The sequence below is a fragment of the Dongia sp. genome (assembly GCF_041918875.1).
GTDB lineage: Bacteria > Pseudomonadota > Alphaproteobacteria > Dongiales > Dongiaceae > Dongia.
Genome location: NZ_JAYRUV010000007.1, coordinates 106,327 through 118,562, shown reverse-complemented (window position 1 = coordinate 118,562; position 12,236 = coordinate 106,327). Strand labels below are relative to the sequence as shown.

At 63.9% G+C, this 12,236-nt stretch carries 10 protein-coding genes; 5 read left to right on the top strand and 5 right to left on the bottom strand.

Annotated features, from left to right (window positions below):
• Window positions 1–4: 4 nt before the first annotated feature.
• The 3 genes from ACE3TY_RS09390 to ACE3TY_RS09380 form a co-directional block, all read right to left on the bottom strand.
• Window positions 5–1,024: a histone deacetylase family protein gene (locus ACE3TY_RS09390; RefSeq protein ID WP_374652767.1), complete on the bottom strand. Its 1,020-nt coding sequence runs from the start codon at window positions 1,022–1,024 to the stop codon at window positions 5–7.
• 66 nt (window positions 1,025–1,090) lie between these two features.
• Window positions 1,091–2,275, bottom strand: a complete 1,185-nt coding sequence (locus ACE3TY_RS09385; protein ID WP_374652766.1) for an alanine--glyoxylate aminotransferase family protein — start codon at window positions 2,273–2,275, stop codon at window positions 1,091–1,093.
• Window positions 2,276–2,404: 129 nt separating this feature from the next.
• Window positions 2,405–4,510 (bottom strand): acetate--CoA ligase family protein, encoded by a 2,106-nt coding sequence (locus ACE3TY_RS09380; protein ID WP_374652765.1) that lies wholly within the window; start codon window positions 4,508–4,510, stop codon window positions 2,405–2,407.
• Between the two features lie 115 nt (window positions 4,511–4,625).
• On the opposite strand from ACE3TY_RS09380, the gene ACE3TY_RS09375 reads away from it, so the two are divergent.
• The 4 genes from ACE3TY_RS09375 to ACE3TY_RS09360 all read left to right on the top strand — a co-directional run bounded on the left by ACE3TY_RS09375 (window position 4,626) and on the right by ACE3TY_RS09360 (window position 9,365).
• Window positions 4,626–6,113, top strand: coding sequence for an amidohydrolase family protein (locus ACE3TY_RS09375; RefSeq protein ID WP_374652764.1), 1,488 nt, complete (start codon window positions 4,626–4,628; stop codon window positions 6,111–6,113).
• 125 nt (window positions 6,114–6,238) lie between these two features.
• Window positions 6,239–7,408 (top strand): TAXI family TRAP transporter solute-binding subunit, encoded by a 1,170-nt coding sequence (locus ACE3TY_RS09370; RefSeq protein ID WP_374652763.1) that lies wholly within the window; start codon window positions 6,239–6,241, stop codon window positions 7,406–7,408.
• Window positions 7,409–7,513: 105 nt separating this feature from the next.
• Window positions 7,514–8,119: a DUF6655 family protein gene (locus ACE3TY_RS09365; RefSeq protein ID WP_374652762.1), complete on the top strand. Its 606-nt coding sequence runs from the start codon at window positions 7,514–7,516 to the stop codon at window positions 8,117–8,119.
• Window positions 8,120–8,318: 199 nt separating this feature from the next.
• Entirely contained in the window at window positions 8,319–9,365 is a 1,047-nt protein-coding gene (locus tag ACE3TY_RS09360; RefSeq protein WP_374652761.1) for a hypothetical protein, read from the top strand.
• An 8-nt stretch (window positions 9,366–9,373) separates the two neighbouring features.
• Here ACE3TY_RS09360 and ACE3TY_RS09355 read toward each other — a convergent pair whose 3' ends face one another.
• Window positions 9,374–10,414, bottom strand: coding sequence for a proline racemase family protein (locus ACE3TY_RS09355; protein ID WP_374652760.1), 1,041 nt, complete (start codon window positions 10,412–10,414; stop codon window positions 9,374–9,376).
• Between the two features lie 17 nt (window positions 10,415–10,431).
• Complete coding sequence (dapA, locus tag ACE3TY_RS09350) at window positions 10,432–11,307, bottom strand: 4-hydroxy-tetrahydrodipicolinate synthase (protein WP_374652759.1); 876 nt, start codon at window positions 11,305–11,307, stop codon at window positions 10,432–10,434.
• 193 nt (window positions 11,308–11,500) lie between these two features.
• Here dapA and ACE3TY_RS09345 point away from each other — a divergent pair, with 193 nt between their 5' ends.
• Entirely contained in the window at window positions 11,501–12,223 is a 723-nt protein-coding gene (locus tag ACE3TY_RS09345; RefSeq protein ID WP_374652758.1) for a GntR family transcriptional regulator, read from the top strand.
• Window positions 12,224–12,236 lie beyond the last annotated feature (13 nt).

Below are 12,236 nucleotides of genomic sequence, written 5' to 3'. Positions count from 1 at the left end.
CTGCCTACGCCGCAAATCCATCCAGGAATGCCACCAGGTTGCGGCCCAGTTCCGGGCACAGATAGCCGCCTTCCTGCACCAGCACGCTGGGCAGCCGCAACGTGGCGAGCCTTGCCGCGATACGACGGAAGCCATCCTCCGTCACCGCAAGGCCGGCAAAGGGATCGCCGGCAAAAGCATCGAGACCAAGGGCAACTACCAGCGCCTCGGCACCGAAGCCGCGCACCTTGGCAAGGCCCGTATCGAGTGCGGCCAGGAAAACGTCGTCGCCACTGCCCAGCGGCAGCGGCAGGTTGAGGTTGGCACCCTTCCCGGCGCCTGCCCCCACCTCGTCGGCATAGCCCCAGAAGAAGGGATAGAAATTGCTCGGATCGGCGTGAACCGAGACGGTCAGCACATCGCCGCGTTCATAGAAGATACCCTGCGTGCCGTTGCCGTGATGCAGATCGACATCGACGATGGCGACCTTGCCATATGCGCCGCGCAGCATCTCCGCGGCGATGGCGCTGTTGTTGAGAAAGCAGAAGCCGCCGGCCATATCGCTGAAAGCGTGATGTCCGGGCGGGCGGCACAGTGCATATGCCGACCCCATACCACCCAGCACCGCCTTCGTCGCGGCGATGGCACAATCGGCACTGGCGAGAATCGAAGGCCAGCTGTCGCCGTCGATCGGGCAAGCCGTATCGGCCATGTGAAAGCCGGCCTGGCCCACGACCGATTGCGGATAGCCCAGGCCGCGTCCATTGGGATGGATGTTGGGAACGATCGATTCCGATGCCGCCGGCAGGGCCCGCCAACGCTGGTAGGCGGTCTTCAGAAAGCTGAGATAGCGCGCATCATGCACGGCGGCGATGGCGGCCCTGTCGCCGGCCGGAGGCAGGCTGATTCCGTGCCCCGCTTCCGCCAGCGCCAATTTCAACGCCGTGGCGCGGCCCGGCTGTTCCGGACAGGGTTTCCATTGCCCACGCACCAGGAATTCGCGCGGCGCGTGATGCAACTGGATGTCGGAGAAGAATACCTGCATGACCCGGCCTTTGACTGCGATCTTCGGGGTCGCAGCATCGGCCGGGTCGCGTCAGGATGGCAAGTGCTATTCGGCCGCGAGGCGCGTCGCACTTCCCGATTGATCGGCCAGATAATTGAGGGCCGCCTGCACCCCGCCGGATTTGTGCGGGATCTTCGCGGCGGCAAGGCCCATCTCGACGCCGAAGAGCGCGCCGCCCAGCATCAGGTCGTTGGTATCGCCAAGATGCCCGATGCGGAAAGCCTTGTCGGCAAGACGCCCCAGCCCGCCGCCCAGCGGCATGTTGAAGCGCTCGAACACCTGCTTGCGGAACGCATCGGCGGAATGGCCTTCCGGCATGAAGGCTGCCGTGATCGACCGGCTGTAATCCTTCGGTTCGGCGCAGACGATCTCCAGGCCCCAGCCGATTATGGCGCGGCGCGTCGCCTCGGCATGGCGGGCGTGGCGGACGAAGATGTTCTCCAGACCCTCGGCATTGATGAGGTTAAGCGCCTCCTTCAGTCCGAAGAGCAGATTGCAGGCCGGCGTATAGGGGAAGTTGCTGCCCATATACGCGTCCCAATCCCAATAGCTGCGCGGCAGCTTCGCTTGCTTCGAGGCGGCCAGCGCCTTCTCGCTCACGGCGCAGAAGGCAAGGCCCGCCGGCAGCATCAAGCCCTTCTGCGAACCGCCGATGGCGACATCGACTCCCCATTCATCCATGCGGAAATCGGCACTGCCGAGCGAGGAGATGGTATCGACCAGCAGCAGGGCCGGATGGCGCACGCGATCCATTGCCTGGCGGATCTCGGCCACCCGCGTCATGCAGCCATTGGCGGTTTCGTTGTGGACCAGCAGCACCGCCTTGATTTTCTTTTCGCGATCTTCCGCGAGGGCCGCTTCGATAAGCGCCGGATCCGGCGCGCGGCGCCAATCGGTCGCCAGCGTCTCGACCTCGAGACCCAGCTTCCTGGCCATGTTCGTCCACAGCAGCGCGAACTGTCCGCTGTCGAAGCCCAGCACCTTATCGCCGGGAGACAGCGTGTTCACAAGCGCCGCCTCCCAGGCGCCGGTGCCGGAGGCCGGGAAGATCAGCACCGGCTGCGACGTCTTGAAAATCGGCTTGATGCGCGCGAGGACTTCCGCCGCCAGCCGCGCGAATTCCGGACCGCGATGATCGAGCACGGGCGCAGCGATGGCGCGCAGCACACGCTCGGGAATATTGGTCGGTCCCGGAATCTGTAGAAACTGCCGCCCGGACTGGTAAGTCATCGCACTGCCCTGCTGTTGATGCTTGTCGTGGGGGGCAGCGTGAAGCGCCGGCGACATGCCGGCTGGCCCGAAAACGACGCCGATCAATGACCGAACGCCGACATCCGCGAGAAAGTGGTGTGCGACTTGTTACTTGTCCGACTGGATAATTAGTGCGTCCACGGCAACCGCGCCATTGGGAAGCACCATCAACGGGTTGACGTCGAGCTCGATGAGATCGCCGCGGTGTTCCTCGGCATAGGCCGCGACCGCCATGACAGCGTTTACAACGGCTCCGATATCGCCGGCCGGCTTGCCGCGATAGCCACGCAGCAGCTTGGCGATCTTGAGCCCATGGATGGCTTTCTCGACGGTCTTGCGATCCGTGGGCAGGAGCAGCAGCGCCGAATCCTCGACCATCTCGACCAGGATGCCGCCGGCACCCACGATCAGGGCCAGGCCGAATTGCGGATCGCGCTTCACACCGACGATAAGTTCCGCCACCACGTCGCGCACCATCGCCTCGACCAGCACCTTTTCGATACTTAGGCCCGGCTTGTAGCCGGCAACCGATGCCTGCATGCGCGCGACCGCCGCCCCGACCTCTTCCGCCGACTTCAGATTGACCGCGACAGCGCCCGCTTCCGTCTTGTGGGCGATAACCGGCGCCGCCACTTTGACCACCACCGGGAAACCCAGGCCCGCTGCGGCCTTGGCCGCATCTTCCGGCGCCACGACACGGCTGGCGGGTGCCTGGAGGCCATATTTGGCCAGGGCCAGCTTGGCGTCGTTCTCGGACATGATGCGCGTCGGACCGTCCAGGACCGGCGTCTTCGGCATGACGAGGCCATCGGCCGAGCCAGCGGACAGGTGATCGCGCCGGTCGGCAAAGCAGGCGGCCGCAGCAAAAGCGCGCATCGCCTCAGGCAGGCCCTGCATGGGTGCGGCATGCTTTGCGGCCATGCGGTCGCGTACCCGTGCCGGCAGCAGCTCGGGCAGCGTCGCCGTCACGATCGGCATCTTTCCATGCGCCTCGCAGGCCGCCATGATGGCATTGACCGAGGCGTCGCAGGCTTTCTCGCTGGCCTCGCCATCCGTCGCGTAATCCAGGATCAGCATTCCGGCATCGTAGTCGCCGCGCATCACCGTGCCGAAACATCTGGTCAGCAGATCCTCATGGCTCCACAGCGATGTGTTGTAATCGAGCGGATTGGTGACGCTTGCGAAGTTCGGCAGCTGCTGCTTGAGGTCCGCCACCTGGTCGGGGCTGTGCGGGTTGAGCGGCACGCCCAGTTCTTCCGCCAGATCCGCCGTCATCAGCCCGTCACCGCCCGAGCAGGTGAAGACCGCGAGGCTCTTGCCCCTGGGCAGGCCGGCGATGGAGATGAGCTTCATCGTCTCCAGAAGGTCCGGGATCGACTGCACGCGGATGACGCCAAGGCGCTCGAACAAGGCGTCGTACATGCGGTCGCTGCCGGCCAGCGACGAGGTATGGCTCATGGCGAGTTGGCTGCCCAGCTCCGACTTCCCGGCCTTCAAGGCGACGAGCGGCTTGCCGTTGGCAAGCGCCTTGGCGGCGGCGCGGCTGAAGGCTGAGATGTCGCTGATCGCCTCGATATAGAGGCCGATCGCGCTCACCTTGGGATCGTCGGCCAGGGCATCGACGAAATCGGCGACGTTGAGCACGACCTGGTTGCCCGAGGTGATGACATAGGCGAACGGCACGGAACGGTCGTTGCAGGTGAGGTTGAGGGCGATGTTGCCGCTCTGGGCCACCAGCGCGCAGCCGGTCTCCACGCGGCTCCCGTTATGGCCTGTCGGCCACAACACGATGCCGTCGAGATAATTGAGGATGCCGTAGCAATTGGGTCCCACGACGGCGAGATCGCCCGCCGCCTCGATCAGCTGCTTCTGCAGCCCGACACCCTCGCCGCCCACTTCGGCAAAGCCCGCGGCATAGCAGATGGCGCCACCAGCACCGCGCGCATTCAGCTCCTTCAGCATCTCGATGGTCGCTTCGCGCGGCACGGCGATGAAGGTCGCATCCGGCGCTTCCGGCAAGGCCGCCACCGAGGGATAGCATTTGCGCCCGCCCAGCTCCTCATACTTCGGATTGACCACCCAAACCTCGCCCGCAAAACCCGCCTGCGCGCAGCGGCGGATCGAGTCCGCCATCGCCTGGCCGCCGATGATGCACACATGGCGCGGCTTCAAGAGGCGCCGGATGTTCTGCTGACGCTTGGTGAGGCTATTCATCTTAAGGGGATTCCAATTCCATCGTGATCCGCTAGAAGTGCTGATACCAAACCTGATGGGCTTGAGACAAGTCGCCACAGACTTGATAGAATACGACACAACCGGGAGCACCAGCATGCCGCACGATATCCTCATCCGCCATGGTCATGTCATCGACGGCACCGGCGCCAAGCGCTTCCGGGCCGATGTGGCCGTGGACGGCGACCGGGTCGCGGCCATTGGCGATCTCGCCGGCCAACGCGGGCAGGTGGAAATAGACGCCACCGGCTGCATCGTGGCGCCCGGCTTCATCGACGCCCACGCCCATGACGATATCGCCCTGCTGGCCGAACCCGACATGCCGTCCAAGGTGAGCCAAGGCTGCACCACCGTCATCGTCGGCAATTGCGGCTTCAGCGCTGCCCCGCTCACGCCGCGCGATTCCTACCCGCTCGATTTCCTTCTCGGCGATGAGAGCTATTATCGCTTCCCGCGTCTGGCCGACTACTTCGCTGCCCTTGAACAGACACCGGCCGCGATCAATTCCGCTGCCCTGGTCGGCCATTCCGTGCTGCGCGTCGAATGCATGGACCAGCTAGACCGCGCCGCGACGGAAGCCGAGATCGCCGCCATGGCCGAGCGCCTGCGCCAGGCGCTGGCCGATGGCGGCCTGGGCTTCTCGACCGGCCTCGAATATCCCAGCAACAAGGCCGCCGACACGCGCGAGGTTGCGGCACTGGCACGCCTGGCCGGGAAAGCCGGCGCCATCTTCACCACCCATGCGCGGAACTATGACAGCCACTTCCGTGAAGCCCTCGCCGAGGCAATCGAGATCGGCCGTGCCGCCGACGTACCGCTGGTCCTCTCCCATCATCAGGGCGACGGGCCGGAGAATATCGGCCACACCGCCTGGTCGCTGCCCATGATCGACGCGGCCCGCCAGGGCCAGAAGGTCGCCCTCGACGTCTATCCCTACAACGCCGCCGCCACCATCATCGATCCGGCCTTCGTCATCTCGGCCGGCCGGATCCTCATCAGCTCCTCCCAGCCGCACCCGGAAATGGCGGGTCGAGAGCTCGACGACGTTGCCGCCGAGTGGGGCGTCGGCCGCGACGACGCCGCCCTCCGGCTCATCCCCGGCGGGGCCATCTATTTCTGCCAGGACGAGGCGGACGTGCAGCGCATCCTCGCCTACCCGCCGACCATGATCGGCAGCGACGGCCTGCCGGGTGGCGAAATCAACCATCCCCGGCTTTGGGGCAGCTTTCCTCGCGTGCTCGGCCATTACAGCCGCGATCTCGGGCTTTTCGACCTGGAAACCGCGATCCATAAAATGACGGGCCTTACCGCGCGCCGCTTTGGCCTCATCGATCGCGGCAAACTGGCTGAGGGTGCCTTTGCCGATGTCACAGTGTTCGACCCCGCCACGGTGATCGACCGCGCCACATTCACGGCACCTTCGGAGCCGAGCCTCGGCATTCGGTTTGTGCTTGTAAATGGGGCCTTAGTCTGGCGCGAGGGCCAGGCGACGGGTGTGCGGCCCGGCCGGCCGCTGAAGCGCACTGCCGCACTTCCGTCACAATCCTTAAGCGCGCCGCGCCCCGTTTCAATCGCGGAGTTTTGACCGAAACGCACACGCTTCATGCCGCCTTCTTATTGGCGACTCGTTAACTCTCGTTCTATATCTTGAGTGTGCTGCGCAAGCGGATTTTTGTCGCAGCCTGAGCTCTTGAAGCGACCGGCACCCCAATGCGTTTTATGAAAGCCAGCCAGCAGGCAATCCGTTCGGTCATAAGGCCTGACGGATCGCGCCGCGATCTAGTAACCCGCCGCAATGTCCTGTTCGGGCTGGGCGGTGCTGCTTGCGCGGCCAGCGCGCTCGCAGCGGGTGCGGTCGGTTTCGGCCTGCCGCTCCTTTCCGCGCCGGTCACCACCAGCGCCCAGGAACTGAGCTATTTCCGGGTCGGCGCCGGCCAGCCGGGCACCCCCATCGCCGAACTCGCCGGTCTTATCGGCGGCGCCATCAGCAACCCGCCGGGCGCCCGGACCTGCGAGGAAGGCGGCTCGTGCGGCGTTCCCGGCATGATCGGCCTGGCGCAGACCAGCTCCGGTTCGGTCGAGAATTTGAGTCAATTGCGCGGCAAGATGATCGAATCCGCCGTGGCCCAGGCCGATATCGCCTATCTCGCCTATACCGGAAAGGATGTCTTCAAGGCGGTCGGCAAGGATCCGGACCTGCGCGCCATCTGCGGTCTCGGCCGTCTCAGCGTGAAGGTCATCGTCGGCCCGCAATCGGCCGCCAAGAATGTCGCCGGCCTTAAGGGCCTGCGCGTCAATCTGGGCGCCGAAAAGAGCGACAATATGGTGACGGCCCGCCAGATCCTGAACTTCCATGGACTGACCACCAAGCGCATCAAACCGAGCTATCTCGATTTCCCGGCCGCCGCCGAGGCCTTGGCCGCCGGCAAGATCGACGCCATGATTGTGGTCGATGCGGTCGACAGCCGCGACGTGACGAACCTTGCCGCCTCCATGCCGCTGCGCTTGCTGCCCATCGAGGGCGAGCCGGTGAGCAAGATGATGAAGAGCTACGGCTTCGTCGCGGCCGGCATCGTCAAGGCGGGCACGTTCCGTAATATTCCCGACACGCCGACCGTCGAACTGGTGGCGGTCTGGCTGGCCCCGGCCAGCCTCGACGCGGATATGGCCTACCAGCTCACCCGCGCCGTCTGGCTCGAAGCCAGCCGCAAGAATCTCGATCAGGTCACCGCGGCCGGCAAGGCACTGGATCTGCAGCTCGCGATCGCCGGCGTCAGCGTCCCTTTCCATCCGGGCGCGCTCAAATATTACGACGAACACGGCGTCACCCGCTTCTTGCCCGCCAACCTGCGCACCGATCCGGCGGTCAAGACCAACTAGCCAGGCTGGCCGCGCGGGGTAAAATCCCCGCCTGCCGCACCCAATTCCGTTTTCCTGTGTTGAAGGGACAGGTCCCGTACCCTTCGCGCACCAGGAATCCACCACATGCAGCACTTTCGCCGGCGCTTCCGCACCCTTTCATTCGTCTTCCTCGCACTGCCGATCCTCTGCGCCTGCACCACCGTGCGCGTTACTCGGCCGGAACGCACCGCGACCGAGCAATTGCTGCTTTCGACCGCGGCGGAGGCACAGGCGCGGAGCCTGGATTTCGGCGTGCCTGCCGGCAAGAAGGTCTTCGTCGAACCGGCGAATTTCGACGGCTACGATTCCAAATACGCCATCGCCGCGATCCGCGAGCAGGCCTTGCGCAAGGGCCTGCGCCTGGTGGCGGAGAAGAAGGATGCCGAATGCATCATCGAAATCCGCGCCGGCGCCCTGTCGGCCGACCAGAAGGCCCTGCTCATCGGCATACCCAGTTTCGATCTTCCCGTCCCGCTCGCCGGCGGCGCCTTCTCCTTTCCTGAAATCGCCCTCTTCAAGCGTGGAACGGAACTGGGCGTCGCGAAATTTTCGGCCGCTTCCTATGATGCCAGGCAAGGGACGTTGATCGCCACGGCGGCACCACCGGCCAGTGCCTCCTATCAGACGGAAACCGTGTTGCTCTTTTTCATCTCCTGGTCAGAAGACAATCTCGACCGCCCCGAGGAATGACGCAGTAGACTTCATCACCTGTGACAAGTTTCGCCCGCCGCGCAAAGGTTAAGCAAAAACCTTGCCGCGCGGGCGCGCAGTCGGATGAAGCGTCGCAATGCGCCGCTTTCTCCGCCTCCATTGCCCACCGCGCTTAAATAAATGTTCATGCCGCTCGCCAACTCTCGATCGCAGGGGAGATCGATTCAGGGGTCGCGTCATGAAGCCCATTTTCGCCGAGCATGCACGCAGCAGCGCGCCAGTTGCAGCAGCCTGTCTTCTCGTCACCGTTCTTTCCGCCACCCGTCTTCATGCGGAAGAAATGAAGACGCAGCCGCTGATGGTCGCCTTCCATATCGACGTTCTCAACGACAGCGATGTGCCTGCCGCCAGCGAGTTGCCGTCATTCGACAAAGCCGAGTTCGATCTGATCGGCGTGCCTCTCAAATTCGGGACCAAGCGCGGCACGGGCGAGGGAAAGCTTGGGCTGGAAGCCGGACTGCATGCGGACTACACGGCCGATCTTGGCGAGCGCCTGACGTTCGCGATCGCCGGCATCGTCTCGAAGACCGGCTATCTGGAAGACGGGCTGCCGGAAAACCCCTGGGGCACCGATCGAGTCCGTGCTGCCACATCCTTGCGCTACGAATATGACGGCATACGCCTGGCCTTCGAGCCGAGCTGGCGCATCGCCATGGTGGAAACGCTGGTGACCGCGCGCGATTCTGGCGCCGGGTTCCGTGCCGAAAAGGATCTTGCGGACGGGTTCAGCCTCGCTGCCGGCGTTCGCTATGGCGAGCACGATTCCTCGACCGAGGGCGACGATTACGCGGAGGCGAACGCCTATACCGGCATTTCCTACCGGTTCGGCCCGCGCGCCAAATTCGATCTCGACTTCAATGCCGCCTACAGGCTTTCGGAGGACGGCAAGGCAAAAGCGATCAGCCTCGACGACCTGTCCTATGCCGCCAGCGATATCGGCCCGGCCATCGCCATGTCCTTCCCGATCTTCGATTCGATCGACCTCACCGCCGCCTATCGCTATTGCCGCAGCAGCGACGAGCTGCCGCGCTTTTCGAGCAACGCCGAACGCCGCATCGACAATGTGCAGAGCCTGGATTTCAGTGCCTCCTGGCACAGCACGGATCCGACCTTCAGCGCCATCGACCTCACCGCTTCTTACGCCTATGACCGGGTAAATTCGACAGCACGCCGCGCCGACGAAGAAGGCCATGCCGCAACGATCGCCTTCGCCATGCCGTTCTAGAGCCGGGCTTAACCCTCGTCGAGCTGATCGACTTGCGGCCCCCATGTGTCGGAGAGGGCAAATCCGGTCGGAAAAGGATCGGCCTTATCGACCCGCAACTGCTCCTTGCCATAGATCCAGGCCTGCCCTGTGATCCGGGGGCGGATGGCGGGGAAACTTCCAACCCGGGTCTCTTCGACGATTTCGGCCAGGAATTCGCCGCCGATGATCGATCGCGACCGCCGGCTATCGCCGGCCTTTGCCAGGCCCCGCGCATGGAGAACGGCGAGGTTGGCCGAACTGCCGGTCCCGCAGGGCGACCTGTCCACGCGTCCCGGTTTCAAGGTGGTGCAAGTACGGACGGCGCCATCCGTTTCATCGGCGCGAAACATCACATAGGCGATCTCGTCGAGGCCTTCGATCTCCGGATGGCGCACGGTGACCTGCTCGCCCACAAGCTTCTTCAACTCGATACCGGCTTCCGCCAGCATCCGCGCGTTCCGGGGCGCAATGCCGACACCCAGTTGGTCGACATTCACGATGGCATAGAACACGCCGCCGAAGGCAATGTCGGCCTTGATCCTGCCCCAGCGCGGCGTCTCAATCACGACATCCAATGCCTGCACAAAGGCCGGGACATTATCCAGGCTGACCGACACGCAACGCCCGCCGGCGCAACGCGCGCGGGCGACGATCAGCCCCGCAGGCGTGTCCAGGCGCACGATCGTCTCGGGTTCCTGCATCGGCACGCGGCCGGTCTCCAGCAACGCCGTCACCACGCAGATGCAGTTGCTGCCCGACATCGGATGCGCGCGGTCTGCCTGCAGCACGATGAAGCCGGCATCGGCGTCGGGCCGTGTCGGTTCGATCAGCAGATTGACCGACATGGCGACGCCGGCGCGGGGCTCGAAGGTGACGAAGCGGCGCAGGCTGTCATCGACGTTGTTGATATGGTACATCTTCTCCAGCGCCGTGGCACCTGGAATCGGCGGGACACCGCCAACGATGACCTTGCCGACCTCGCCCTGGCAATGCACCAGGATCAAGTCGATCGCGCGGTCCCATGCCATCCGGTAAGCCCCTCCGCTCAGACCTTTGCCGCGGCAAGCACCTGCGCCAGTTCCTGCTTTTCCGCCGCGTTCAGCGGCAGCAGCGGACGCCGCGTCTCACCGACCGGAATACCTGCCAGTTCGCAGCCATACTTCACCTTCTGCACGAATTTGCCGGATTCCAGATTGGTCATCGCCGGATAGAGCGCCTTGGTAACCGCCTGCGCCTTCTTCAGATCGCCGCTGGTAAAGGCGTTGTAGAATTTGACCGTCTGCTCCGGCATGCAATTGGCCGGGCCGCAGATCCAGCTCGTGGCACCCCAGGTAAAGAAATCGAAGGACTGGTCGTCGCTGCCGCACGAAAGCTGGTACTTGCCTTCATACCGCCGGTTGATCTCCAGCGCGCGCAGCAGGTTGCCGCTGCTTTCCTTGATACCGATGACGCGGGGATTGTCGGCCAGGGCATCCATCACGTCGAAACCCACCTCTACACCCGCCCGCAACGGAAAATTATAGAGGACGATTTCGACATCGACCGCATCCAGCACGGCCTGGTAATGCGCCAGCAGTTCGTCCTGCGAGGGCAGGGAATAATAAGGCGGCGGCAGCAGGACGGTATCGTAGCCGATCTTCTTGGCGGTCTCGGTGTGGCGGATCACATCGCGCGTGGAGCCGGCATTGGTGCCGGCAACCAGCAGCCCGCGCGATCCGACCTGCTCCTTGACGAAGCGCAGCACATCGGCGCGCTCCTGGTCCGACATGGCATAATATTCCCCGGTCGACCCCATGGGCACGAAGCCGTGCACCCCCGCCGACAGATGCCATTCGATGATCCGCCCCAGCGTCCTGAAATCCGTCTCGCCATTGGCGTCGAAGGGCGTCACCAGGGCCGGCAGGATGCCTTTGAGCTTCATGTCCATCATCCATCTCTAAGAATTGGCGAATTTCGCGCACAAGCCCGGCCTTGAACCGCGCTCGCTTTCATTGACATTGTCGGCACATTGTCGACAATGTCAATATGAAATACAATGTGTCGACAATGTAAGCGAGGATCGCTATCCTCGACAAACACAGCCGGCGCCGACCCGCGCCTTCAGGAGAAATCGCGTGAGCGCAGAAGAAAGCGAAGCCAAGCGCGGCAAGGGACAGGGCTGGAAGCATGTCTACGAGACGCTCCGGACCGAGATCCTGGCCCTCGCCCTGGCACCGGGGCAATTGCTGGACGAAACCTCCCTGGCCGAGCGCTTCGACCTCTCCCGCTCGCCGGTGCGTGAGGCGCTCATCCGCCTGTCGCTGGAGGATCTGGTCGTCACCCTGCCAAACCGCAGCACCATCGTGGCGCCGATCGAAATCGTGACCTTCCCCGCCTATGTCGATGCGCTGGATATCGCGCAGCGCATGAACAGCCGCCTGGCTGCTGAACTCCGGACCGAGACGGATCTGAAGACGATGGCCAGCCGCCAGCGAAAATTCGAAGCGGCCATCAAATCAGGCGACCACCTCGCCATGTCGCAGACCAACAAGGATTTCCACATGGCCATCGCCCATGCCGGCCGCAATCCCTATCTCACGTCGTTCTATGAGCGGCTGCTCGACCAGGGGCGCCGCATGCTGCATCTCCATTTCGAATTCCTCGAACGCACGCATGAAGGCTATCTGCTGACCGACGAGCATCACGACATGCTTGCGGCGATCAAGGCCCGCGACGTCGAACGCGCCGACAAACTCGCCCACGAACACACGCGCCAGTTCCGCGACAATTTCATCCGCTTCATGCAGGAGAACTACACGACCGACGTGACTCTGGGAAATATGCGGGCAGCGCAATAAGTTCGCTCGAACG